The 24611-nt window shown below is 53.7% G+C and carries 28 protein-coding genes and 6 tRNA genes; 10 read left to right on the top strand and 24 right to left on the bottom strand.

Translation table 11 applies throughout. The annotated features are described in order from the left end of the window. Positions 1–74: 74 nt before the first annotated feature. From G367_RS0118895 to msrB, 12 genes are all read right to left on the bottom strand, one after another. Positions 75–1496, bottom strand: coding sequence for a DcaP family trimeric outer membrane transporter (locus tag G367_RS0118895; RefSeq protein ID WP_020414728.1), 1422 nt, complete (start codon positions 1494–1496; stop codon positions 75–77). A gap of 238 nt (positions 1497–1734) precedes the next feature. Next, on the bottom strand, positions 1735–2565 hold the full coding sequence (gene queF, locus G367_RS0118885; protein WP_020414726.1) for an NADPH-dependent 7-cyano-7-deazaguanine reductase QueF: 831 nt from the start codon (positions 2563–2565) through the stop codon (positions 1735–1737). 8 nt (positions 2566–2573) lie between these two features. After that, positions 2574–3347 (bottom strand): ABC transporter permease, encoded by a 774-nt coding sequence (locus G367_RS0118880; RefSeq protein WP_020414725.1) that lies wholly within the window; start codon positions 3345–3347, stop codon positions 2574–2576. Beyond that, positions 3344–4279, bottom strand: coding sequence for an ABC transporter ATP-binding protein (locus G367_RS0118875; RefSeq protein ID WP_020414724.1), 936 nt, complete (start codon positions 4277–4279; stop codon positions 3344–3346). Before G367_RS0118875 ends, G367_RS0118880 begins: the two co-directional genes overlap by 4 nt. A 211-nt stretch (positions 4280–4490) precedes the next feature. Further along, a tRNA-Gly gene (locus tag G367_RS0118870) sits at positions 4491–4566 on the bottom strand. Between the two features lie 39 nt (positions 4567–4605). Beyond that, positions 4606–4681: transfer RNA gene (locus G367_RS0118865), tRNA-Glu, on the bottom strand. 120 nt (positions 4682–4801) lie between these two features. Further along, positions 4802–4877 (bottom strand) — tRNA-Gly (locus tag G367_RS0118860). A 34-nt stretch (positions 4878–4911) separates the two neighbouring features. Then, positions 4912–4987, bottom strand: a tRNA-Glu gene (locus G367_RS0118855). A 121-nt stretch (positions 4988–5108) separates the two neighbouring features. Continuing rightward, a tRNA-Gly gene (locus G367_RS0118850) sits at positions 5109–5184 on the bottom strand. A gap of 1 nt (position 5185) precedes the next feature. Then, positions 5186–5261 (bottom strand) — tRNA-Glu (locus tag G367_RS0118845). 135 nt (positions 5262–5396) lie between these two features. Continuing rightward, positions 5397–6203, bottom strand: a complete 807-nt coding sequence (locus G367_RS24310; RefSeq protein WP_020414723.1) for a DUF1499 domain-containing protein — start codon at positions 6201–6203, stop codon at positions 5397–5399. Continuing rightward, positions 6200–6613 (bottom strand): peptide-methionine (R)-S-oxide reductase MsrB, encoded by a 414-nt coding sequence (gene msrB, locus G367_RS0118835; RefSeq protein ID WP_211214958.1) that lies wholly within the window; start codon positions 6611–6613, stop codon positions 6200–6202. The genes G367_RS24310 and msrB overlap by 4 nt, the downstream gene beginning before the upstream one ends. Before the next feature lie 128 nt (positions 6614–6741). Here msrB and G367_RS0118830 point away from each other — a divergent pair, with 128 nt between their 5' ends. Then, on the top strand, positions 6742–7956 hold the full coding sequence (locus tag G367_RS0118830; RefSeq protein ID WP_020414721.1) for a pyridoxal phosphate-dependent aminotransferase: 1215 nt from the start codon (positions 6742–6744) through the stop codon (positions 7954–7956). After that, complete coding sequence (locus G367_RS0118825) at positions 7956–8357, top strand: hypothetical protein (RefSeq protein WP_020414720.1); 402 nt, start codon at positions 7956–7958, stop codon at positions 8355–8357. Before G367_RS0118830 ends, G367_RS0118825 begins: the two co-directional genes overlap by 1 nt. A 179-nt stretch (positions 8358–8536) precedes the next feature. Here G367_RS0118825 and G367_RS0118820 read toward each other — a convergent pair whose 3' ends face one another. Genes G367_RS0118820 through G367_RS0118800 form a run of 5 tightly spaced genes read right to left on the bottom strand, consistent with a single transcriptional unit; the run spans position 8537 to position 13216 of the window. After that, on the bottom strand, positions 8537–9475 hold the full coding sequence (locus tag G367_RS0118820) for a class I SAM-dependent methyltransferase (RefSeq protein WP_020414719.1): 939 nt from the start codon (positions 9473–9475) through the stop codon (positions 8537–8539). After that, positions 9476–10624: an ATP-NAD kinase family protein gene (locus G367_RS0118815; protein WP_020414718.1), complete on the bottom strand. Its 1149-nt coding sequence runs from the start codon at positions 10622–10624 to the stop codon at positions 9476–9478. Then, positions 10615–11745 (bottom strand): 4-phosphoerythronate dehydrogenase, encoded by a 1131-nt coding sequence (locus tag G367_RS0118810; protein ID WP_020414717.1) that lies wholly within the window; start codon positions 11743–11745, stop codon positions 10615–10617. The genes G367_RS0118815 and G367_RS0118810 overlap by 10 nt, the downstream gene beginning before the upstream one ends. Next, a complete protein-coding gene (locus G367_RS0118805) occupies positions 11742–12635 on the bottom strand; it encodes a 5'-3' exonuclease (protein ID WP_020414716.1) in 894 nt (297 codons plus the stop codon). Before G367_RS0118805 ends, G367_RS0118810 begins: the two co-directional genes overlap by 4 nt. Then, positions 12632–13216, bottom strand: a complete 585-nt coding sequence (locus G367_RS0118800; protein ID WP_245556721.1) for an elongation factor P hydroxylase — start codon at positions 13214–13216, stop codon at positions 12632–12634. The genes G367_RS0118805 and G367_RS0118800 overlap by 4 nt, the downstream gene beginning before the upstream one ends. Positions 13217–13509: 293 nt before the next feature. Between G367_RS0118800 and G367_RS0118795 the strand changes: the two genes are divergently transcribed. Further along, the gene (locus G367_RS0118795) at positions 13510–14196 is read left to right on the top strand and encodes a hypothetical protein (protein WP_020414713.1); all 687 of its coding nucleotides are present in this window, start codon (positions 13510–13512) and stop codon (positions 14194–14196) included. Positions 14197–14296: 100 nt separating this feature from the next. On the opposite strand, the gene tusA is transcribed toward G367_RS0118795, so the two are convergent. Further along, complete coding sequence (gene tusA, locus G367_RS0118790) at positions 14297–14527, bottom strand: sulfurtransferase TusA (RefSeq protein ID WP_026305254.1); 231 nt, start codon at positions 14525–14527, stop codon at positions 14297–14299. A gap of 113 nt (positions 14528–14640) precedes the next feature. Here tusA and G367_RS0118785 point away from each other — a divergent pair, with 113 nt between their 5' ends. Next, a complete protein-coding gene (locus G367_RS0118785; RefSeq protein ID WP_020414711.1) occupies positions 14641–14928 on the top strand; it encodes an antibiotic biosynthesis monooxygenase family protein in 288 nt (95 codons plus the stop codon). Here the strand turns inward: G367_RS0118785 and G367_RS0118780 are convergent. The 4 genes from G367_RS0118780 to G367_RS0118765 form a co-directional block, all read right to left on the bottom strand. After that, positions 14903–15541, bottom strand: coding sequence for an alpha/beta fold hydrolase (locus G367_RS0118780; RefSeq protein ID WP_020414710.1), 639 nt, complete (start codon positions 15539–15541; stop codon positions 14903–14905). The two genes, G367_RS0118785 and G367_RS0118780, sit on opposite strands and share 26 nt — an antisense overlap. Beyond that, positions 15534–15758, bottom strand: coding sequence for a YheU family protein (locus G367_RS0118775; RefSeq protein ID WP_020414709.1), 225 nt, complete (start codon positions 15756–15758; stop codon positions 15534–15536). The genes G367_RS0118780 and G367_RS0118775 overlap by 8 nt, the downstream gene beginning before the upstream one ends. A gap of 79 nt (positions 15759–15837) precedes the next feature. Further along, a complete protein-coding gene (locus tag G367_RS0118770) occupies positions 15838–16650 on the bottom strand; it encodes a class I SAM-dependent methyltransferase (protein WP_020414708.1) in 813 nt (270 codons plus the stop codon). 22 nt (positions 16651–16672) lie between these two features. Continuing rightward, positions 16673–16972, bottom strand: a complete 300-nt coding sequence (locus tag G367_RS0118765) for an MTH1187 family thiamine-binding protein (RefSeq protein WP_020414707.1) — start codon at positions 16970–16972, stop codon at positions 16673–16675. Positions 16973–17102: 130 nt separating this feature from the next. Here G367_RS0118765 and G367_RS0118760 point away from each other — a divergent pair, with 130 nt between their 5' ends. From G367_RS0118760 to mnmC, 4 genes are all read left to right on the top strand, one after another. Continuing rightward, complete coding sequence (locus G367_RS0118760) at positions 17103–17633, top strand: glycine cleavage system transcriptional repressor (RefSeq protein ID WP_020414706.1); 531 nt, start codon at positions 17103–17105, stop codon at positions 17631–17633. 94 nt (positions 17634–17727) lie between these two features. Next, positions 17728–18198, top strand: a complete 471-nt coding sequence (gene trmL / locus G367_RS0118755) for a tRNA (uridine(34)/cytosine(34)/5-carboxymethylaminomethyluridine(34)-2'-O)-methyltransferase TrmL (RefSeq protein WP_020414705.1) — start codon at positions 17728–17730, stop codon at positions 18196–18198. A 17-nt stretch (positions 18199–18215) separates the two neighbouring features. Next, positions 18216–18755 carry a flavodoxin FldB gene (fldB, locus tag G367_RS0118750; protein WP_020414704.1) on the top strand — a complete coding sequence of 180 codons (540 nt, stop codon included), beginning with the start codon at positions 18216–18218 and terminating at the stop codon, positions 18753–18755. Between the two features lie 13 nt (positions 18756–18768). Beyond that, positions 18769–20754, top strand: coding sequence for a bifunctional tRNA (5-methylaminomethyl-2-thiouridine)(34)-methyltransferase MnmC2/FAD-dependent 5-carboxymethylaminomethyl-2-thiouridine(34) oxidoreductase MnmC1 (gene mnmC, locus G367_RS0118745; RefSeq protein WP_020414703.1), 1986 nt, complete (start codon positions 18769–18771; stop codon positions 20752–20754). A gap of 8 nt (positions 20755–20762) precedes the next feature. Here mnmC and G367_RS0118740 read toward each other — a convergent pair whose 3' ends face one another. Then, entirely contained in the window at positions 20763–21404 is a 642-nt protein-coding gene (locus G367_RS0118740; protein WP_020414702.1) for a DUF502 domain-containing protein, read from the bottom strand. Between the two features lie 9 nt (positions 21405–21413). Here G367_RS0118740 and G367_RS24305 point away from each other — a divergent pair, with 9 nt between their 5' ends. Further along, on the top strand, positions 21414–22241 hold the full coding sequence (locus tag G367_RS24305; protein ID WP_020414701.1) for a glutaminyl-peptide cyclotransferase: 828 nt from the start codon (positions 21414–21416) through the stop codon (positions 22239–22241). Here the strand turns inward: G367_RS24305 and G367_RS0118730 are convergent. Next, entirely contained in the window at positions 22222–22653 is a 432-nt protein-coding gene (locus tag G367_RS0118730; RefSeq protein ID WP_157533667.1) for a hypothetical protein, read from the bottom strand. The genes G367_RS24305 and G367_RS0118730 overlap by 20 nt on opposite strands. A gap of 152 nt (positions 22654–22805) precedes the next feature. On the opposite strand from G367_RS0118730, the gene recQ reads away from it, so the two are divergent. Beyond that, complete coding sequence (gene recQ / locus G367_RS0118725) at positions 22806–24608, top strand: DNA helicase RecQ (protein ID WP_020414699.1); 1803 nt, start codon at positions 22806–22808, stop codon at positions 24606–24608. Positions 24609–24611 lie beyond the last annotated feature (3 nt).

Here is a 24611-nt window from a genome sequence, read left to right as displayed (position 1 = left end):
TCTCGCAGAATGGCAGCTGTACACACACAGGAAGGCCAGAAGTAAAACTCCTCTAATAACCACTGGCCATCCCCTTAAAAAGAAATTCGGCTAGTGAATTGGGTACGCCAAACCGAACCGTAGGCGCCATCCTTATCCTCCCGAGTACCGTAGAGAGCCTCCACACCAAATAACCATTGCGGTGTCGGAGTCCATGTCAGGTTAATACTGCTGTATTGAGTTTCCCGGAATGCAAAGCCAGGCTGAAAGTCGAAATTATCCTGCTGTACCAATCCGTAGGTAGCGACGGTATACAGGCATGGGCTCCACCAATGTTGGTAGCCGATGTACCAGGCAAGTGTTGGAATCGCCTCCAGCCGGTTTTCATAAAAATCATAAGAGGCATCTGCAGGAAAATCGTTCAGGAGCCCCCCATATCCCGCCCCAAAGCTTAAGGAGTATGTAATGAAATCCGGAGCTAAGCGCCCAGGCATATCTATAACACCGCTCAAATTCACTCCCCACCCGGTATCTGAAACAGCGGATTGTGGTTCCCCACTGCCACGTAAATCCCGCACTATAAAACTGCCTTGAAAATTAAAACGGTCCGTCTGGGAGATAACAGCGACTACCGCATCAGGCCAACGAGAAACTTCTACAGCGCCCTCAAACACTCGCTCATCGGGCGCCTCCAAAGCAACTTCCAGAGTAAGTGTTGGGTGATATTTGCGATGCCAACGCACAATAGGATGCCGCAGGGACAGCATTGAATTTGGCCCCTCATAATCCAGGGTGTTTGGCCAGGCATTAAGATTAGTGAATGTGGACCAGTCCTGGCCGATCAGTAAATCACCACCAAGTAGGATATCGCTGACCTGACCATAAGCCTTACGCAACTGTAAAATTGGCTCGGCAATAGTGGTATCCCTGAGGAAATCCATTGTCGTTTCAGTCTTGATCTGCCTCCCCCCCCAGGGCATCTTGGTCTCGAGTTCTAACCTCGAAACCTGCACACTGACATTGGTCTGCCCATCCTCCCCTTCGGCTGCGGTTCTGTCACTGGTGACAATAGCGCTGGTAGTAAATTCAGCCGGACTCACAATTGCACCAGTGTCGTAGTTGGCATCCAGCTCCGCGAAGCCGCCTATCTTGATCCGTAGCTCAGTCCCAGTTACCTGAATTGAGCCTGGCCAGTCTGTTGGTGCTTCGGCGATCGCCGCTTCCAATTCAGAGGGTGAAATTTCGGGAGGATGGTTTTTTATGCGAGGAGGGGGTGAAGGGTCTTGGGGGATTGCGCGCCGCAGCTCCTCCACCTGCTGGCGCAGGGCATCAAGAGCCGCTTTTTGCCGCTGGATTTGTGCCTCCTGCTCTTCCAGCTGACGCTGCTGATCCTCGATAACACGCAGTAACTGATCCGCCTCAACATATACCTGCGCAATCGAAGACTGGGCAAAAAGAGCCTGTATGGCAAACACAATCACAGCAGGAAGCGCAGGGGATTGTGTATTGATTTCCATATCTAAGGCTTGACTCCATCTCCCTCGGGCCCGGCCTGCTCAAATTAAAAGTGCTATTTCAGCAGCTGATGCATATTTCCCACAGTTTTATTCAAGAAAGCGTAGTTCAAGACTCTGAAATACTGGTATTGATCCTGTACCAGCCTTTACAAAGCTGGCCAATTGATGGAAATAAAAAGGAGAAAAGCGCCTTTAGCTGGCCCAGCTAGTGCCAGGCCTATAAGAGCTAGAGAAATTACTATTGGCGGGCGAAACGCGGCGGCAGCGGTTTCTCAATACGTGTGGAACGCAATGGGTTAATATCCAGGCCACCACGACGTGTATAGCGGGCACATACCGTCAGCTCAGAAAATTCCGCCAACTGCTGCAGATCGCAGAATATCCGCTCTACGCAGTGCTCATGGAAATCCTGGTGCTCACGGAAAGAAACAATGTAGGCCAGCAGCGCCTCTCTTTTCAGCGCCGGCCCCTTGTACTCCACCATAACCGTGGCCCAGTCCGGCTGGCCAGTAACCGGGCAGTTACTACGCAACAGGTGGCTGTAGAGGGTTTCACTGACATCTTCCCCACTTCCTTCCAAAGCGAGTAGCGATTGGGCCGGCTGGTATTGCTCCACGGCAATATCCAGGTCATCCAGGCAAAAACCCTGCGGTCTTTCTACCGCCAGGGCAGCATCTTCCACATCCAGGAGATTCACCTCAACCGCAGCTCCAACAGCTTCGCCCAGGTCCTTTGCCAGGGTATCTTGAACCAATCGCCAAGACTCAAATTTACTCTGATTAAAGGAGTTGAGGTACAGCTTGAACGACTTGGACTCAACCATACAGGGGCTTTCCGCAGGGAAGCTAAATCGCGCTACTGCAACCTGCGGCTTACCCTTCGGGTTCAGCCAGGAGAGCTCAAAGCCCCACCATTCATCCTCACCAAAAAATGGCAGGGCCCCCGCGGACAGGCCCAGCTGCGCGCGGGAGATGGAACGCTGGATTGGGTGCAGCAACTGCGGGTTATAAGTGGATTCGTAAGTGGTTTCCCGACCCAGCGGGAGGTTCTGCCAATCTTCTCTGCTCATAATCAACCTCAATGCCTCAATCGCTTGCCGTGACTCATCAGGTAGAGCCCCCAACTGGCGAGAAGTGCAATAAATACCAAAACCCCAATAAAAGCCCAAGCCACGTTGATATCTGAAACTCCCAGTATCCCATAGCGGAAAGAATTCACCATATAGAGAATCGGGTTGAGCTTTGACAGCCCTTGCCAAAAGGGCGAAAGCAATTCGATAGAGTAGAAAACACCCCCCAAGTATGTGAGCGGGGTCAATACAAAGGTGGGGATAATAGAAATAGCATCAAAGCTATTGGCGTAGATAGCATTAATAAACCCGGCCAAAGAGAAAAGTACTGCGGTCAGGAAAACGATAGCTATGGTAACGCCAACATGCTCAACACTGAGCGATGTAAAAAACATCGCCACCAGGGTGACAATCAAGCCGACAATCAAGCCCCTCGCCACGCCGCCAAGTACATATCCAGCCATTACCGCCCAATTGGGAGTGGGTGATACCAAAAGCTCCTCAATACTGCGCTGAAATTTGGCACTATAAAAAGAGGACACAACATTGGCATAAGAATTGGTAATTACCGACATCATTATCAGACCCGGCACCACAAATTCCATATAGGGATAACCCCCCATATCTCCGATTCGGCTCCCAATGAGAGAACCAAAAATCACAAAATACAATGACATGGTGATTACTGGCGGCACCAGTGTCTGCGGCCATATACGCATAAAGCGACGCACTTCCCGCCGGAAAATTGTGCTGAAGGAGATCCAGGTTAATCTGCTGCTCACTCGTCCACACCCTCCATTTTTTCCTCGGACAACATGGAAATAAACAGCTCCTCGAGGCGGTTGGCACGATTACGCATACTGGTCACAGTAACGCCTTGGGCTTTAAGCTCAATGAAAACCTCTGTCAGCGACTGCCCCTTCTCGACAGTGATTTCCAGGGAGTGGCTATCCAACAGATGACATTCAAACCCTGAAAGCCCCGGCGCCTTTTCCAGATATTCACTGCAGTCGAGAATAAATGTCTCACGATTGAGGGTCTTCAATAAGGACTTGATTGAGGTGTTCTCAACAATCGTACCTTTGTCGATGATTGCAATGTTGCGACACAGGCTTTCTGCCTCCTCCAGATAGTGGGTAGTGAGGATAATAGTGGTGCCCTGCGCATTAATCTGCTCCAGGAAAGCCCACATGGAACGGCGCAGCTCGATATCCACCCCTGCGGTGGGCTCATCGAGAATCAATAATTTGGGTTCGTGGATCAGGGCCCGCGCGATCATCAGGCGGCGCTTCATACCGCCGGACAGCATACGAGCCTGGGTAGCCCGCTTATCCCAAAGTCCGAGTTGCTTGAGGTACTTTTCAGTGCGCTCTTCCGCCAACTTGCGCGGCATCCCATAAAAGCCGCCCTGGGTGGCCACGATATCGAATACTTTCTCGAACTGGCTGAAATTAAATTCCTGCGGTACCACGCCCAATAGACGCTTGGCGGCTGGAAAATCACTATCGATATCAACCCCAAAAATAGAGATGCTCCCGGCGCTCTTGCGCACCAGGGAACAAATAATGCCTATGGTGGTGGACTTCCCCGCACCGTTGGGGCCCAGCAAGGCAAAGAAATCCCCTGGCTGCACCTCAAAGCTGATGCCCTTCAGGGCCTGGAAGCCACCTTCATAGGTCTTTTGCAGATTCTGGATAGATAGCGCGGCGGTCATCTCTCACTCCCGTTACTGGAGGCGCCATTCAACGCGCTTGCCCAAAGGAATTCAACCGGTGGAATACTGGGATTTGACAGTGTGGCCCAGCCTGGCAATTGCCGAAAGTCCAGGCGCGCGCTTACAGTCCCAAAAGCTCTGGCACAAGCGATAAATTAAGAAGCAATATATCGGAAAATTAAAAAGCCGCTCGATTGAGCGGCTTTTTATTTGGAGCGGGAAACCGGGTTCGAACCGGCGACCTCAACCTTGGCAAGGTTGCGCTCTACCAACTGAGCTATTCCCGCGCTTTGGGTTGGCCCGGCAGCAGTGCTGCCGGGCCTTATTGGCATCCCCAAGGGGAGTCGAACCCCTGTTACCGCCGTGAAAGGGCGGTGTCCTAGGCCTCTAGACGATGGGGACAGAAACTTGCACTACAACCTGTCGGTCCCGTGCTGCCATGCTGTCCATGGCATTGCCACTGGTATTCCAGTGGCTTCACTCTCCAGATATGACCTGAACATCACCCTGTAAAGCAAAACTTGGAGCGGGAAACCGGGTTCGAACCGGCGACCTCAACCTTGGCAAGGTTGCGCTCTACCAACTGAGCTATTCCCGCAATTTGACCCGGCAGCATTGCTGCCAGGTCGTATTGGCATCCCCAAGGGGAGTCGAACCCCTGTTACCGCCGTGAAAGGGCGGTGTCCTAGGCCTCTAGACGATGGGGACAGAAACTTGCACTGCAGCCTTTCGGCCCTGTGCTGCCATGCTGTCCATGGCAGTGGCCACGGATTTCTCTGTGGCGATACTTCCCGAGCGGACTAGAGATCTACTCGTGAAGCGTGAAACTTGGAGCGGGAAACCGGGTTCGAACCGGCGACCTCAACCTTGGCAAGGTTGCGCTCTACCAACTGAGCTATTCCCGCGTGGCATCCCCAAGGGGAGTCGAACCCCTGTTACCGCCGTGAAAGGGCGGTGTCCTAGGCCTCTAGACGATGGGGACCCAGAATCACCTCTGTCGTCATCGCTGCGTTTTAAAGTGTAGCTCTGCGTCAGAAGTGGGGCGCATTCTATGTACCGTTCAGGGTGCTGTCAACACCCGAGTTAAAATTTTTTTCTTTTATTGTCAGGCACTTACCTAACCCGGTGGATTCGAGGGAACAGATTTCCGGCCCTGGGAGACGGCACTGTTCGCCGCACTGACTGCATGCAGGCGCAACTCCTCCAGAAATTCTCGGATACGCTTTCCATTGGCACCAAGGTCACTCACCCCAACCCGTGAGCTGGACCGGACATCCACTCGTGAGCTACCGTCACTTTCTGCCCTGACTCGCACAACAATATCATCCGTGAATCCCAGCAACAGAGTTCGATCCACGGCTTCGAGGTGGCCATTACTGGGCTCGTAGGAAACAATTTCCCAGCCGAGCTCCTTAGCCACCTCAGCGGCCAGTTCAGTAGTGCGCTCGACCGGCAGGTGCACATGCAAGGGGTAGATATCGCCATAAACATCGGCCTCCCGCTGCAACCTTGCCACCTCTTCCCCTCCGTATTCCGCACTGTTCTCCCCCGGCTTACGCAGGCCCGGCACCACACGATACTGGGGTGGGTTACGGGTATCAGTGGTGATATCGTGAATTCTCGGCACAGTAAAGTTGTCCTTGCCCACCGTGATCAGCGGAATTGCCACCGGCAGTAGGCCGAGCAATACTGCCCACAACGCATTACTACGGGTCACGGCGCTGTTACTACGTACCCCCCAGACAAAGATCAACAGGCTGACCAAGGCGATCGCCAGGGCCGCAGCACCGGCGTAGGTGAACACCTTGAAAGCCATACTGAAATGCAGCAGCCCAAATCTCAGCGCGAGTCCGGCCAGAACAATCGCACTGAGCAGCACCCATTGGGCCCACAACAGCCAGCGACTCCAGTGTTTTTCAATCACTCTTCTTCCCCTTCCTCGCCGCTGCTTTTATCCAGTTTTACCGATAAGGAATTAATACAGTAACGCAACCCGGTTTCTGTAGGGCCATCATCAAATATATGCCCGAGATGACTGTCACACTTGCTGCAAAGCACCTCCACTCGCTGCATACCGAAACTGTTATCAGGGAGCTCTCGCACTATCCCCTCGGCAAACTCTGCATCAAAGCTGGGCCAGCCGCAGTGACTCTCAAATTTCGCTCCGGAATCAAACAGAACTTCGCCACAACACTTGCAACGATAAACGCCTTCGTCAAAAACATCCCAATATTCGCCGGTATATGGTGGCTCTGTCCCCCCCTTGCGACATACCTCAAACTCCTCATCTGTCAGCTTATCGCGCCAGTAGTTATCGTCTTTTGGTTTTGACATACTCTCTTGTTCCATTTTTACCAGTTCCCGCAGGAGCGGCACTCGCCGCCAGTGAACTTCCCGGCTTTCGCGCAGCTCGCACGCGGCCCAGGACCGCTCCTGCCAAGCTACAGGGCTGCCGAACCACCATGAAGGACATCCATAAATCTGAAAAACTGCACGGCGTCTGCTATGAGATCCGCGGCCCTGTCATGGAGCAGGCCTACCGGATGGAAGAAGAAGGCCACCGAATCCTGAAGTTGAATATCGGCAACCCCGCCCCTTTCGGTTTCGACGCTCCTGATGAGATTATCCAGGATGTTATCCATAATCTCTCCCAAGCCCAGGGCTATGTCGAATCAAAGGGCCTTTTCGCTGCGCGTAAAGCCATTATGCAGGAGTGCCAGACCCTGGGTATCCAGGGCGTTGATATTGACGACATTTACCTGGGCAACGGTGTTTCAGAGCTAATTTCCATGGCTACCCAGGCACTGCTCAATAACGGTGATGAGCTGTTACTGCCCATGCCCAATTATCCTCTTTGGATGGCGGCCACCAACCTCACCGGTGCCACACCAGTACTCTACCGCTGCGATGAGGAATCAGGTTGGTTGCCGGATATCGAGGATATTAAATCAAAGATTACCTCTCGTACCCGCGGCATTGTCGTAATTAATCCCAACAACCCTACTGGCGCCATTTACCCAAAGGAGCTACTGGAGGATATCGTTGAAGTGGCACGCAGCCACAACCTGGTCGTTTTCGCCGATGAGATTTACAGCAAAATTCTTTACGACGATGCCGAGTTCACCCCAATGGCCAAATTGGCTCCAGACGTGCTCTGCCTGAGTTTCAACGGTCTGTCCAAGTCTTATCGCTTAGCCGGTTTTCGATCAGGCTGGATGATAGTGAGCGGCGCGAAACATCGCGCTAAAGGGTTTATTGAAGGCATGGATATACTTGCCTCCATGCGACTATGTGGCAATGTACCGGCAATGTTTGCTGTACAAACAGCCCTTGGTGGCTACCAGAGTATCAACGATCTCGTGCTACCCGGTGGACGCTTGCGCCAGCAGAGGGACTTGGGCCATCAGATGCTAAATGACATTCCGGGAGTAAGTTGCGTTAAACCCAGCGGCGCCATCTATTTATTTCCCAAGTTGAACCTCGATCACCACAAGATCGAAAATGATGAGCAGCTGGTGCTGGAGTTCTTACGCCAGGAGAAAATCCTGCTGATACAGGGCAGCGCTTTCCACTGGGATGCACCGGATCATTTACGCATCGTATTCCTGCCAAGGGCAGATGACCTATCCCACGCGATGACCCGCCTGGGCTACTTTCTGGAGCGATATTCCCGCTGATGTTGGACGATTTACATATTCACGATTTCTACCGGGATGCCGGCAGGATTCTGCTGGCACTGTTCGGCCAGTTTCCCCTACCCACAACAATTTATGTTGAGGACATCGCCGGGCCCGATAGCCCTGATGAATTCGGGTTACATTCGCCACGTCATTTGGCCTGCCTGGGAGCAATCAGCTGGCTAAAGCAAAGTGGCTATATTACTTTTTCCCAGCTGGTTCGCCAGGAAGCGGCAGAAGAAACTGTACTGACCCACCGCGGGTTTCTATTGCTGATTAATGCAGATGCAGAGTCAGGACAGAGCAACGCGCAGCTTCTCAATAGCGCAGTACGCGATGCATCATCTACAAAATTACAGACCCTAATGGAACGCCTGATGCGGGAATTTGCTGCTATTTAACAACCTGCCCAAAAGGATCTATTGCTCTTCAACTAGGGTTTATGACACCTTTCCATAAACCCTTTTCGGCCGGTCATGCACTCACATACACAACTTACGACTGGAGAATTTCTGTTCCGCTCGGCAAGCGGCCAAAAAATTTCAACAGCCCGCTCAAATACCCTAAAAAGATAGCGCCGCTATTCCTGGCGGCGGTATTTTACGTGCAACATTTTTAATGCCGCATCCGGGTCCCGATCGGGAAAATCCGGACTCTGCGCTAAGCGGGTCACAATTTCGTACCCTCTGTCAGCGCCGAGGATCAGCTCGCGGAAATGCGCCTCACTATGACGGGGGGAATTGATGACCATCAGCAAATCCGCCTCATCTGCAAGGCAGGCCGGCAATTGTCGTACGAGTTTTTCGTAATTGTGACTCACATCAAAACGGCCTTTCTGGCGTGTGGGCGGATCTACGATGCCCAACTGGAAAGGGCCTCGGCGGTCAAAACGCTTGAATTGACGCAGCGCGTCAAATTGCAGGAATTGAATGCCGTTCAGGGACAAACCGTTCACTTCGTGGTTTTCGCGCCCGCGATTTAACACACCGCGATTCACATCCACATTGACGATTTCAATATCCCCTGCTGCACGAGCCACAGCAGAAAAGGCACAGGTAAAGGCAAACAGGTTCAGCATTTTCACAGCCCCCTGTTCCGCCCGGGCACGAACCTGTTCTTCCAACCAAGTGCGCCCTGGTTCTATATCCAGGAAAAAACCAACGTTCTGTCGCTCAAAGGTCAGGGGAAACTTCAGTTCACCACGCTGTGCCATCGGAGCTGCCACAGGCTCACCACACTGCCACTCTATCGGGGCGCCAGTCTGGTAGCGGCGCTGAGTAGCAATACCACGGTAATCGTGCGGCTCTGCCAGTTGCCAGAGCGTTTCGCACAACTCCGCTTCTCCTTCATACTCTTCGAAAAAAGTCACCAGCAGCGCTGGAAAAAAACTGTCGACACAAACCTGCTCCAACCCCTCATAGCAACGGCCACGGCCGTGGAACAGACGACGACTGTCTCTGCCACCCTGCGCTATTTTGGACTCAACCAGCTCCAGTAGCTGCTGCCAATTGGTAGACACTCAAACTTCTCCGTTACTCAATGGGTATAAAATCGCATCCCGGTAGCCGGTAACTACCCGGATAAAGCCACTCCAATCCCGATCTAATTCCGGCTCACCGCTGTCCACCAACAGGGGGCGGCCTCCAAGTTCAGTTATTTTGGTTTTAGTAGCGACAACCATTAAATTATCACGCCCGACTTCCCGTAGAACTCTTGCGGAAAACTGCTGGTTGCCACGGCCAATCAAGTGCCCCTGGCCACCAATAGCAGTGAGCAAGATTTTTATTGGGCCCTGGTGCGCAGCGATCGCCGCCTCGATCTGTGGTGCACCCACATCCGCCTGTTGTAAGGCACCGTCGATCAGCAGATCCACCCCCAACAAAGTACCTTTACAGCCCAGCTCATTCATTATCGCCAGGGTTGTTGAGCCGGGGCCAACAATGTACAGGGTACCGGGGTCCAACTCTTCAACAATCTCAGCGGCAATGTCTGCCACAGCCAGTTCTTCCACCTCACGCCCGGCATTTTTTACTGCCTGTAAAAAATGCCCCTCCTGGGGCACCAACAGTTCGCCGTAATAACGGGTGCTCACTCTACCCTGGCGAAAAGATTGTTCGTCGATATCCCGCACTTCGCGCTCACACAAATCCACCAACTGACCGGACATGAGGCGCCGTAAAACCTCGCCGCCAGCTTTGGGGGAAATAGCAAAACATGCGGAATGCATCTTGACTCCGGCAGGAATGCCCAGCACAGGGAAATGCTCCCCAAGGGCATTAACCATATTGCGTGCAGTGCCATCTCCACCGATAAAAACAATTAGGTCAGCACCGGCATCGCGAATCGCTTTAGCTGCTTTTTCCGTGTCTGCGGGAGTGGATGGGCTGCTATCGGCAGCCCCCACCTCATTGACAGAGAAACCGAGCGCGCGAGCGGTATCTGTACCCATATCACCGGCAAAACACAGAAGCTCCAATTGCTCGCGAAAAGGGGCTAATGCCTCCAGGGCGATTGCGGCGCGCTTGTGGGATTGAGGCTCGATCCCTGCAGCCAGCGCCTGTGCCACCGCCTCAGCCCCATCACTGCCCTTAAGCCCCGCCGGGCCACCGACACCCGCCCAGGGGTTGATAATCAGCCCCAGTTTTTTTACTTGCTTGTCTAATTGCACTTAAGCCCCAACACCGCTAACTGCTCTTTATCACTTTCACTCAGGTTTTGCGCCGACGTACTGTAATGAGAAAATTCCAGGCGCTCGGGGTATTCTCGGCGCAAACGGTCGAAGGCTTTAGACATCGGCTCAGGGCCTTCCGCCGCTTCACGCAGACGGCAATCATCATTGCGGGGATCATACATTTGCAACAGCAGTTCTGCCTGGATGCCTCCTGAGACAATTCTATTTTGCGCGGCCTCACATCCCGTACTTTTATCCACTGCAGGTAGTGCCAGGTCCAGCGCATTCGACAGTGCCTCTCGAATCATGTGAGTACCCGCAAGCTTGCCGTCCAGGCTATAGCCGGCAATATGCGGCGTGCCCAGGTCAACCAATTTCAATAGTTCAGTATCAATACCCGGCTCATTTTCCCAGACATCCAGCACTGTGCTAAAACGCCGCTCTTTTTGCAGGAGTTGAAGCAGTGCGCGGTTATCTACCACCGCACCCCGCCCGGCACTAATCAGCACCGCTCCATCCCGGATATGTACAAGCTGCTCCGCACCAATCATATGTAAGCTCGGGTAAAGGCCACTTTTAACCAGAGGAGCATGCAGGCACACAATATCCTGGCTAAGCACCTGCTCCAACGGCGCATAGTCTGGGTTCTCTGGTAACCAGGGATCGTAAATAGCGCAGGTAGCGCCCAGGTTGTGCAGCCGCTTCTGCAGCAGGCCGCCAACATTGCCGCAACCGACAATTCCAAAGCTGCGCCCACGCCAGTCGGCCCCCAGGGCCGCCAGAGCACAGAATACATATTCCACAACGGAGTTGGCATTACAGCCCGGCGCGGCGCTCCAATAAATGCCATTGCGCTCCAGCCAGTCGGTATCCAGGTGGTCAGTGCCAATTGTGCAGCTACCAACAAAGCGGACTGGCGTACCTTCCAACAGGCTTTGGTTTACTCGCGTGACCGAGCGCACCAGCAGAATATCGGCGTCGGCAAGTTGCTCACGGGTAAGGGTTCGGCCAGGGTAACGTACCAGTGTGCCCAGATCCCCGAAGTATTGCTCTAGGGCCGGAATATTTTCATCCGCGACAATCTTCAGGCTGGCACCATTAGTTAAACTTTCACTCATGCAAGCTCTCCATCCATACGGCTCACGGTCCGCACCATCTTCCCTTTCAGGCCCCCGATACCAAATTCTTCCGCGAGGGCCTGGGCCAGATCCAGGTCCACTACTTGCGGACGCAGATCTGCCACAGCAATACCCAGGGGGATATTCTCTTCCAGGCTGGTGAGGCGCTTGGCCAGACGTAACTGCTCTTCAAATTCCTGCAAGCGCTGGGCAATTCCCTTGGCACCACGAATAGGTAGTGACGCCACCTGCTCCAGCTGCACCAGGAGCATCTCTATGCCCTCAAAAGCCTCCAGTAGTCGCGCCGCTGTCTTGGGACCAACACCTGGAATTCCGGGAATATCGTCACTGCTATCCCCTACCAGTGCCAGATAATCGGCAATCTGTGCCGGTTTCACCCCAAACTTTTGCTCCAAGGCTTCGCTATTCATATGCCGATCCGCAGCGAAGTCCCAAAGGGAGGAGGCCCCCCTATCCAGCAATTGCCCCAGATCCTTGTCGCGGCTCACAACAATCGGCTTGTGCCTTCGCAGCTTTCGGGTGAGGGTGGCAAGAATGTCGTCTGCCTCATAACGCTCACTGGAGAAGCTGGCAATTCCCAGGGCCTCCGCCATCTCCCGGCACGCCGCCAGCTGGAAGGCCAATGCCTCATCGGGCATAGCGCGACTGCATTTATAGTCCGGGTACAGCTCATTGCGGAAGCAACTGCCCAGAGACTCATCAAAAGCACAGGCTATATGGCGCGGATCTCGCGCTAACATATCCAGCAGGAAATTAGTGAAGCCATAAACAGCTTCAGTGGAGTAACCGCTGCGGCTCTCCCAGTTGGGCGGCAGCGCAAAGTAATAGCGGAAAATATAGACGGAGGCGTCAATCAGATAGCTGCTCACGATAACTCCACCAATTGGTAGGCATCCTTATCGAGCGGGTCCGGGCACTCAAACTCCTCAGCCAGTGCCTGGGCAAAAGTTCTCGCCCGAGCGTTTGGCCCCTGGGCACAGTACTCCTGCACCTGTTCCCAGATTGCCTTCTTGAAGGTGTCGCTAGGGCCCAGGCCGCTTTGTAGGTTGTCTGCACTGACCCGAAACCGGAAACCACAGGCGCGCGCGAAGACCCACTCCAGCGCCTGGGGCTTGACCTCCACAAGCTCAAACTCAGCCTGCTGCTCAGGGCTGCGCCCATCCGCTTCATACCAATAGCCATAGTCAGGAAGCAGGCGGCGCGCCTCCCCGGCCACACACCAATGGGCCACTTCGTGCAGGGCGCTGGCGGCATAATCCAAGGTAAATTCCACCTGGTGAGCCCCCTTGTTCATGGCGGCGGGGCGGTAGTAGGGTTCAGGAAAACCGCCACAAAGTCGGGTATTGAGCCCATTTGGATCCGCAAAACAACGATTAAAGACGCCAATTATGCGATCCGCCATAGGCAAAATTGTAGAAACTGAAGCCATTTTTGGGTTAGGAACGGGCAAGGTGTTCTCCGGGGTATCGCAAAGGCGGGGACTATATCAACGCAGGCGCCTCGATCAAAGCTGTGCCGCAGTGGAGCCAATTGACAGCGCTGGTTGTATTTCCGCAAATCAACATATACCTTTACTGGCAGGGATGCCGCGTTGGGCACCTGCCCTTTCAGCGAATTCCCGGAGGAGGGATAAAGTAGTCAAATACCCTCCTGATTCAGTCTTCCTTCAGAGATAGGGCATAGGTAGTCGCACCTTTGTCTGAGTGGAGACGGTTTACAACCGGCCCTGCCAGGAGGTGTTCCATGACAGACCACAGCATTAACAATGTGGTTGACCTCTTCACCGGCGAGCCGATCGAGACTTCTGCGGACCGGCGCTTTATCCGCCTGTCGCCAGAACTCGACGGCTTGGAAATGCTCTACTCCAACAACTCCAGCGGAACAGACTTCTACAGTCTGAAAGTGCTGTGCTGGGGGCTTAAAGCAAATGGCGAGGTCGTAGGCCTCGTTCCCTGGTTAAACTCAATAGTGGCCTGTCCAGACATCAAGGACCCTTTAGATGGACGCTTTGAGGGCTACTACGATCCCGGCATTGAGGAAATCTTCCACCACCCACCCATTCACAAAGTCGTCGAGCTGGAGACTGCGGCGGAATACTTTGAGTTTGAGAGCAGCAAAGCTGAAGAAGTGCTGCAGGAGATCCCCGATACCATCGGCACCCACGCGGTATTTATGGATGAGGATCGGGAGAACCTGACGTTAATTGAGGTGATCAGCTGGCGCCTGCACGCCGATGGTTTGATCCACGGCATGCTGATCGACCACGATATCGTTGAGACCACCCCGGTACTGCCGGGTGACCATTGCCTGTACCCCGCACAGGAGAGCGTGGGCTTTCGCTACTTTTTCCAGCACCATATCGCCAACAAGATCAAATCAGAGGACCCGGAGGCATTGGCCGCCATCGCCGCACTGGTAACGGCGCCATAATCTATTCGACCGACCATCTAGTCGGCAGAGAATTGTATCCAGGAGTGTGTTGCCGTCCCTGCCATTATGGGCTGGGGCGGCAGCAAAAGATCTCGACCGGCTATTCCCCTTTTCTAATCCAGAAAACGAATTCGTCATTCTCCTCAACGTGTTGAACCAGCTCATAGCCAAGAAATTGGCAAAACTTAGGTACATCCCGCTGGGTGGACGGGTCAGTGGCAAGCATTTTCAGTACCTCCCCATCGGCGACATTTCGCACCGCTGAGTGCAGCATCATTACAGGCTCCGGGCACAAGAGGCCGCGGGCGTCGAGAGTGTGATCAAACTTCATATAGCCAATTGTGCGCAATTTAACGGGCTTCGTCACCCGAAAACTGGCAGTCACCTAAATCCAGGATTGACGCACTAAACTCCTCTAAGGCCCTATCGCGATTTGGGTACACAATGATTTATGTATTGATTGAGCGGGAGATCGCTGCCGAAATGCAGAGTAGCTATGAGGAGGCAGCACGCAAGGTACTGACCTGTGCCTACCGCACCATCGGCTTTATCGAAGGGCAGACCTATATCGAAAAGGGCAATCCCCTGCGCCGCTTCACCCTATCGAAGTGGCAATCCGAGCTGCACTGGCAACACTGGTACACTAGTGAGGAGCGCCGCGCCCAAATGGCCATGTTGAGCCCCTTATTGGTTCAGGAAGAGCGTATTATCGTCCTTGAGACCGCAGCATAAATTGCGCCGCTATTTCCACCGCAGACTGCCAATGCCCTGCATGCGTAAAACCACTGGCACGGCGGGGCTTAAAGTCGTGATCACCATCCTCCAGCCACTCAACTTCGATAGTATCTGCTAATCCGTAAGTGTCGACTTCTACACGGTTGCCTAGAGGGTCTCTATCCCCCTGAACGATGAGCGTCGGGCAGGAGATCGCCTGTAAATGCTCAGTGCGCAGCTTGTCCGGTTTGCCCTGAGGATGGAACGGATAGCCCAGGCAGACAACTCCTGCAATCAAACTCTCGGCAAAGCTTTCATCAGCAAGCAGGCTCGCCACCCGCCCCCCCATGGACTTGCCACCAATAAATAAGGGAAAACCTCCCGAAAAATGCGCAATCTGCTCGCGAAAACACTCCTCGAGCTGGGGCATGGTGTTAGGCGGGCGCTTACTGCCACCGGTGCGACGTTGGGCCATATAGGGAAACTCGAAGCGAATCACCTCTACACCCTGTCCACACAACCCATGGGAAAGAGCCTGCATAAATTCGCTATCCATGGGCGCGCCAGCACCGTGGGCAAACAGAAAGCGGGCTTTGGGTGACTGGGGGCTATCTATCAGGTAATCAGACATCGGTGGGCAGATCCTGGGCGAGCACCAGGTTGACGCTCTCCTCACCCGGTTCAAACCAGATGACTACCTCACCGGACTGAAGCTGTCGGCGTAAGCTCGCAACCTTCTCCGGTAATTCCACTTCGCTCTCACCATATTCGGTGCCTTCTCGGGTGGCGTATTCTTCCAACAAGTTCTGCAGGGTGCTGGCATCCAGCTGTTCATAGGGAATGATCATACAACTATCAGATAGGGTGAGATGGGAGCGGCAAATGCCGCTCCCAATATTGACGATATCAGCGAGGTGGGATTGTGGCTTAAGACTTTGGCTTGCGGAAGCGCAGGGTCATGCGGTCGCTCTCACCAATGGCCAGGTACTTATCCTTATCCTCATCCCCCAGGCGCAGCGAGGGCGGCAGGGTCCAAACCCCTTTCGGGTGCTTGGCAGTATCTTTCGGGTTGGCATTCACCTCACTGGCTTCCTCCAGCTCGAAACCCGCTTTCTTAGCGACTTCAATTACGTACTCCTGGGTGACATAACCACTCTTAATCATATCTTCCATGCTGGTACCAGGTTTGGCGCGATGCTCAACCACACCCAGGATGCCGCCAGGCTTTAGGGCAGCGAAAAAGCTAGCAAACGCTTTATCCTGATAATCGCGGTACATCCAGTTGTGTACATTGCGGAAGGTCACTACGGCATCAGCACTGCCGGCAGGTGCAACTTCACGGCCAGTCTGGGGTGAGAACTCAGTAATAACTACGTTTTTGTAGGCTTTTTCATTACCTGCGAGCTTTTCCTTAAAGTTCTTCAGGGAGCGCTGATAATAAGCAGACTCACTGTCTTCAGGAAAGTGTGCCGCATAGAGCTTACCCTTCTCACTCAGGTAGGGGCCGAGAATTTCCGTATACCAACCGCCTCCGGGAGTAATCTCCACAACGGTCATATCCGGCTCAATTCCCATAAACTTGAGGGTTTCTGCGGGATTGCGGTACTGGTCACGAGCGGCGTACTCCTTGCTGCGCTGGTCTCCCTTGATTACCGAACTCAAGTCGGCAGCCTGCGCGCCAGTGGCCAGGGCCAGAGCACCAGCTAGCGCTACCAGAGATTTCTTGATATTGATCGTCATAATCGTTCCTGTTTTGTTATCGTTAATCCAGCTTCGATCGCACACTGTCGATCTTATCCTGTAATGACTGGTCACGGTCTACACGAGTTCCCAATTTCAGGCTGGTGGTGATGCGCTCAGCACCCATTGCATGCACCCGCTCATGACAGGCTTTCACTGCCGCCATCACCTCATCCCACTCCCCCTCTATGTTGGTGCCGTAAGCATGTAAATGGTGAGTAAGCCCGGCTTCCGCCAACGCTTTCTCGCACTCTGCAACATACTTACTTACGGACACCCCTACACCCATGGGAATCACACATAAATCGGCAAGTACCTTCATCGACAGTCCCTCGCAAGTTACCCGGTACGGGCGTGAAAGATAATGGCTTTGAGATTGACCGATAGAGTTATCCGACGAGATCCTATTACAATGCTTTCTATTGGTCTCTAGTGAAGTAAAGGAATATTACATGCAACAGCATCTCGTTATCTCTATGATCTGTGACGACAAGCCCGGTGTTGTAGAGAAGCTTTCGACAGCCATTGCTGATAACGGCGGCAACTGGGAAGATAGCCATATGGCGCACTTCGCAGGAAAGTTTGCCGGTATTCTGCGTGTCGCCGTACCCGGTGACAAAAGCCAACCCATGAAAGATGCCCTCGCCAAACTGGCCGACGACGGATACAACCTGGTAATCGAAGATGCCGTGGCCGTTTCAACCTCCCCACAGCAGACCCTTACCCTAAAGCTGGTAGGCAATGACCGTCCAGGCATAGTTCGAGAAATCTCCCGTGCGCTCACTGCCCACCATATCAATATGGAACAGCTGGAGACCATCTACAGCAGCACACCCTGGAGTGGCGAGCCCCTATTCACCGCCGAATGCACCATCAGTGTGGACGAGAATATAGATCTCGATGGCCTGCGCGATGAACTCGACCAGATTGCCAACGAACTGGGTGTGGAAATCGACTGCGAGGAGATCGCCACCCCCATCTAATTGTGGAATAATCCGCAGCCATGCAAAGCTGGGCACTTCCGCCCAGCTCAATTCAGCCAAGCCATATAGCGCCACCACAGGCGACTCCCAGCGAATGTTCAAGATTGTTCTGTACCAACCTGAAATTGCCCCCAACACCGGTAATATTATTCGCCTCTGCGCCAATACCGGCGCCGAGCTGCACCTGATTGAGCCCCTCGGCTTCGATATGGACGATAAACGCCTGCGCCGCGCCGGGCTCGATTACAGTGAATACAGCCGTGTAGTTCGCCACCAGGACTGGCAGACTTTTCTCGACAGCGAAAAACCGGCCCGGGTATTGGCCCTGTCCACCAAAGGCAGTCATAGCCATACTTCTGTGGCGTATCATGACGGCGACGCTATCGTCTTCGGCCCCGAGACCCGGGGGCTGCCGGCGGAATTTCTGCAGGAAGTAGGCCACCAAAACACCCTGCGTATCCCGATGCGTGCGGAGAGCCGCAGTATTAACCTATCCAATGCCGCCGCCATCGTCATCTACGAAGCCTGGCGGCAGTTGGACTTTAGTGGCGCCCTCACCCAGTAGTAAGAATTTCACTTGTTATGCAAAATTCTCAAGCCCCAATAGGGCTCTTTTACGGCTCCAGCACCTGCTACACGGAAATGGCCGCAGAGAAAATCCGCCAATGTATCGGGACCCAGTGGATAGACATACACAATGTGGCTGAAGTGGATATCGCCCAGGCTGAGGATTATGACTTCCTGCTGCTCGGTATACCTACCTGGGACTATGGCGAGTTACAGGAAGATTGGGAAAATATCTGGGATGACCTGGCGCAACTGGACTTACACGGCAAAACTGCAGCCCTGTTCGGCCTTGGCGACCAGGAAGGCTACCCCCAGTGGTTTCAAGACGCTCTAGGTTACCTGCACGCTCAATTGCAGGCTTGTGGAGCCCGTATAGTGGGCTACTGGCCCGCAGAGGGCTATGAGTTTGAGGAGTCCAAAGGCCTTACTTCCGATGGCAGCCAGTTTGTTGGCCTCGCTCTCGATGAGGAAAATGAATTCGACCTCAGTGAAGAGCGTATCCAGCGCTGGTGCGATCAGGTAATGCGCGAGTTTGGCCTGCGAGACGAGGCCTGACGGAAGCACAATTGTGAGAGAACCCAGCAATAAGCACGCGGATATCGATTGGCGCGAAGATGGTCAACCCTTGTCCCGAGCCTACGACGATATTTATTTCTCTACCGCCTCTGGACTGGAAGAGACACGTTACGTATTCCTACAGCAAAACTCCCTGACGGAGCGCTGGGCAGACCTGCCAGAAAACGGCACCTTTACTATCGGCGAAACCGGTTTTGGCACCGGCCTTAACTTCCTGGCCGCTTGGGAGTTGTGGCAGAAAATTGCGCCCCAAAGCGCACATCTGCACTTTATATCCGTGGAAAAGTTTCCACTGCGACCGCAGGACTTGAGCCGCGCCCTGGAGCTCTGGCCCCAACTTCAACCGTTTTGCCAACAACTGATCAGCAACTACCCGCCCCTGCTGGCTGAGGGCGTGCATCGACTGCAGTTCGGCCAGGTCAACCTGACCCTGATTATCGGGGAAGCCAGTGAAGCCTTAAGTAACTTACACCTGCAACAGGAGTCCCGTGACCGGGTGGTGGATGCATGGTTCCTGGATGGCTTTGCTCCAGCCAAAAATCCGGATATGTGGACGCCGCAATTGTTTACGGCTATGGCCTCCCTGAGTAAACCCGACGCTACCTTTGCCACTTTCACCTGTGCAGGGTTGGTTAAGCGCGGGCTCCGTGACGCTGGCTTTAAGCTGCACAAAGTGCCCGGATTTGGCCGCAAGCGGGAGATGTTGAGCGGCTCGCTCGAGGAGCTCTACTCCAGCGGGGTCAGCGCGACCCCCTGGCACCTGCCGACAGCGGCCCCCAAACGCCCTCAAACTGCTGCCATTATTGGCGGTGGAATCTCCGGCGCTACTATTGCCAGGGCCTTGGCGGAACGTGGAGTTCAAGTACGGGTCTTTGAACGAGGAGACTCCCCCGGCAGCGGTGGCTCAGGCAACAACCAAGGCATTCTCTACGGAAAGCTCTCCCCCAAGCCAGGACCAAATGGCGACTTCAACCTGCACGCCCTGATGTTCGCCCAGCGCTACTATCGCCAGCACTGCCCTCAGGTAGCGCATTTCAGCGGCCTGCTGCAATTAGCCCAGACCGAAAAAGAGCAACTGCTCCAGTCTCAAATTGCCGCATCCTTGGCATTATATCCGGGGCAAATGGTGGCACGAGCTGTAACCTCAACCGAGGCCAGTGAGCTGGCTGGCGTTCGCCTGCCTTTCTCGGGGCTCTATTTCCCTGACGCAGGCTGGCTGGAACCGCAGAAAGTCTGCAGCGCCCTACTGGAGCACAAAAATATTGAAAGGCGTCACACCAGCAATATTGATCTGCTGGAGCACTCAGGTGGCAGTTGGCTACTGCAAGCTGGCAGTGAAAAAATTGAAACCGACATTGTGGTGCTCTGTGGGGCCAATGATATTCTCAGTTTCGCCCCAGCTACCGCCTTGCCACTGAGACCCATACGAGGCCAGGTATCCCGAGCACTGGCTACAACTGGCTCTGCAAAGCTCAAAATGGCCCTTTGCGGCGAGGGTTACATCACCCCCACATATGAAGGCCGCCAGAGCTTTGGGGCAACATTCAAGCTCAAGGAGACCGCTATAGATCTGCGAGATAGCGAACACCGGGAAAACCTGGAGACCTTGGCCGGGCTGTTGCCCGGAGTCGCTCAAGAATTTTCAGGCCAGACCCTTACTGGCCGCGCCGCCCTGCGTGCCGCTACGCCAGACTACCTGCCCCTGGCGGGCCCGCTACCCAAATGGGATTCACTTGAGAATACTTACAGTGACCTGCGTAAAAACCGTAAACTACTTATCGATAAGCAGGCCAGTTACCAGCCCGGTTTATATGTCATGGGCGGATTGGGCTCCCGCGGATTTACTTATGCCCCATTAACCGCAGAAATACTTACTGCCTGGATCTTGGGCGAGCCCCTACCGGCCAAAGCAGACCTGGTTAAAGCCCTGCACCCGGCAAGATTCGCCATCCGCAACCTGGGCAAAAACCGCAGCTAAAACCCCACTTAATCGCGCCCTTTTCCTTTTTCAGAAGGTTTCGCCGGTAGTGCCAGCAGATTGGCACTACCGGCGCCGCAGGCCACTATAGTTTTCATCGCGGCCTCTACCGTCACTCCCGGTAATATTTCCACACACTCTGCAGGTACGTGGAACACAAAGCCGGAAGTCGGAACCGGGGCAGTAGGGACATAAACGGTCATATCCCCATTGGCGTGCTGTGAAGTCACAATAGCAGTAACCGCCAGCGGGTTATCGGCCCCATGAATTCGCACTCTCGCGACTGGTCCTGACAACACTCCCTCACCGCCGCCTCCTATAAACTGGAGAACCACGTCTTTGATGGTGCTATATCCCGGCGCCAAGCGCCCCAACCAGTGATCCACATGGTGATGCAGCCAATGGCCGATACTGGTTTTTACCAATAAACCAATCAGGAAACAGCTACCCAAAATCAACGCTATCACCACGAGCCGTGCAAGGGTATCCTTAAACTCCGTGTGGGCCTCCAGCCAAACAACGGCTGGCGCTACGATTTCACTAATTTGACCAAATAGCCACTGAAACAGCAGCACAAAAATGGCTATAGGCAGCACGACTGCCAGGCCACCCAACAGGGTCAAAGTGACAAAGGTTTTTACTCTGGTCATAGACTATTGATGTACCGACTTAGAATTCGCAACTGGATACTGCTACTACTTACTACCTTGCTGCCACTGGCAGCAGAGGCACAGCTCCAGTTGACCCCATTCTCCATCCTGGAAGAGCGCCAGCGCGGTGGAAACCACTTCACTCAAGGGCTTTTTTATGATGGACAGCGCTGGTGGGAAAGCAGCGGATTATATCGCCGCTCCTGGCTTGCCGAGTATACCGACCCAGCAGCAAAACCCGTAAGGCGCAAATGGTTACCGCGTAAACTTTTTGCCGAAGGTCTCACGGTTCTTGGGGGCAAACTTTACCTGCTTACCTACAAAGCCGGCGAGGCCCATATCTACCGAGCCAGTGACCTTCATCACCTGGAGATCCTTAACTACAGCGGTGAAGGTTGGGGACTTACCAGCGATGGCACACACCTGATTATGAGCAACGGCAGTGACGAACTTGCTATTCGCGACCCGGATAATTTCAAAATACTACGCAAACTCAAAGTAAAGGGTGCAGGGGAAAAGTGGTCGCACTTAAACGAACTTGAGTTTGCTCAAGGTATGATCTGGGCAAATATCTGGCAGGACAACCGTATTATTGCCATAGATCCGAAAAGCGGACAGGTAATAGGCGGTATAGATCTGCAGCAACTGACCCCAGATGTACGCAATCATCCGGATACTGTGGCCAATGGCATAGCCTGGGACAAGGAGCGCAACGGCCTCTGGGTAACGGGGAAATACTGGAAACAATTATATTTGATTCGCCCGCAAGGGCTCGGCTTCAACAACCCCGATACCATAAAACCTGAAGCATCAAAAGTCAGCGCTTCTGGTCGATAACCGTCAGTACACCGCCATTGCGTAGATAGTCCATAGACGAAAGCTGTAATTGCAATTCGAAACCATAGCCACGGCTTTGGAGGCTGACACCATCTAACCCATCTTCACCATCGTAAAGCACTGTGGATTGGCCGCTCTCATCCTGCCACTGGATTCCTTCCACTTTACGCATTCCCGGTAATTCAAGGGTTACCAAAGTGAACCCTTCGGGGAGTGGCTGCAGCTCCACTTGCGCAACACCTGATACGGTAGCAAGAGAAAATACCAGCTGGTTTTCCGGGGCGGAACGCCACCCCAAATGAGTATCTGCAACAACAGACTGCGCTAACTCACGTGGAGCAATCGATGAGCAACCCAGAGGCCCAGCCAAAGTACAAAACCACAACACAAAATACAGGATCAAAGTGCGCATAGCCCTATCCATAGCCGGTCGCTGTGATAGCTTGCGATTATACCCCGTGATTCATCTCACAAAACAAAAACTGCCATTGCATGGTATTTCAAGAAAAAAACGATAAATAAACTCACCGCACAAACCTGCCCTGCGGGGTATACTCCGCCGCCATGAATTCTCCACAGCATATTCTCGAACACGTCTTCGGCTATACCCATTTCCGCGACCCACAAGAAGCGGTGATCAATACTTTGATGGCCGGAGAGGACGCCTTGGTTTTAATGCCTACCGGTGGGGGGAAATCCCTGTGCTATCAGATCCCAGCCCTGGCCAGACCTGGCTGTGGAATAGTGATATCCCCTCTTATCGCCTTGATGCAAGATCAAGTGGAGGCGCTACAGGAAGCGGGTATACGCGCGGCTTTCCTGAATTCTTCACTTTCCTACGATGAAGTACAGTCGATAGAACACCAGCTTTTGCACGGCGAACTGGATCTTCTCTACTTGGCGCCGGAACGGCTTTTACAGCCTCGTACTCTTGCTCTCCTGCAGAGAATCCAGCTGTCATTATTTGCCATTGATGAGGCCCATTGTGTATCCCAGTGGGGGCACGACTTTCGTGCAGATTACCTGCAATTGAACTGCCTGCACGAGCAGTTCCCCAGAGTGCCACGAATCGCCCTGACGGCGACCGCCGATAAGCGCACTCGTGCAGAAATTGCCCAGCGCCTGGATCTTGAGGGTGCACGTCATTTTGTCAGTAGTTTTGACCGCCCCAATATCCAGTATCGCATCGAGCCAAAAGATAACCAACGCCGCCAAATGCTGCAGTTCCTCAAAAATGACCATGGAAGTAATGCCGGGGTTATCTATTGCCTGTCCCGCGCCAAGGTGGAGAATACTGCTGAGTGGCTGTGCCAACAGGGGTTTACGGCCCTGCCCTATCACGCTGGCTTGCCAGTAGAGACCCGGGCTGAACACCAGCGGCGTTTCCTGCGAGAGGAAGGTGTTATTGTCGTCGCTACCATTGCCTTCGGTATGGGAATCGACAAACCGGATGTCCGTTTTGTTATCCACCTGGACCTGCCCAAAAGTATCGAAGCCTACTACCAGGAAACCGGGCGAGCCGGACGGGATGGGGAACCCTCCATCGCATTGCTACTTTATGGCCTCGAGGACGTAGTAAAACTTGGACAAATGGTGGAAGCATCCGAGGGCAGTGAAGAGCACAAGCGCCAGGAACGTGCTCGCCTCAATGCCATGCTTGGCTTGTGCGAAATTACCAGCTGTCGCCGCCAGTCTCTTCTGCATTATTTTGCAGAGGACCTGGAAGAGCCCTGCGGTAACTGCGACACCTGTCTTGAACCTCCCGCGACCTGGGACGGCAGCGAAGCTGCTGTCAAATTGCTCTCCTGCGTCTATCGAACCAGCCAGCGCTTTGGTGCCAGCCACGTAATCGACGTACTGCGGGGCTCAGAAAATGAGAAAGTGCGCAAATTTGGTCACGATCAACTCTCCACCCATGGGATTGGTAAAAGTCTTTCCACTATCGAGTGGCGCGCGGTGGTCCGCCAGCTAATCGTGCGCGGCTACCTGGAGGTTGAGGGTGAATATCAGTGTTTAAGACTGACAGAAATCTGTCGTCCCTTATTACGGGGTGAAGAAACTCTATTCTTGCGCAAGCTGCCAAATAAGGCGACTCAAGCACAAACTCGGAATACCGCGAATCTCGAAGAGCTAGCCCCAGAGGAGCAGCCGCTGTGGGAAGCCCTGCGTAACTGCCGTAAGCAACTGGCGGAGGAGCGTGGCGTGCCTCCATATGTCGTATTTCACGATGCCACCCTAAGGGGCATGGTCAAGGCTCACCCGTACACTCGAGCAGAGTTACTTAAAGTTTCCGGTGTAGGTGACAGTAAGCTCGAGCGCTTCGGGGATGCTTTTCTCGCCGTCTTGCGGGATTTCCCCAAGCTGTAGAAC

It is taken from the genome of Microbulbifer variabilis ATCC 700307 (assembly GCF_000380565.1).
Taxonomy (GTDB): domain Bacteria; phylum Pseudomonadota; class Gammaproteobacteria; order Pseudomonadales; family Cellvibrionaceae; genus Microbulbifer; species Microbulbifer variabilis.
The sequence above is the reverse complement of the archived record's forward strand: the minus strand, read 5'-3'. Positions and strand labels throughout refer to the sequence as shown.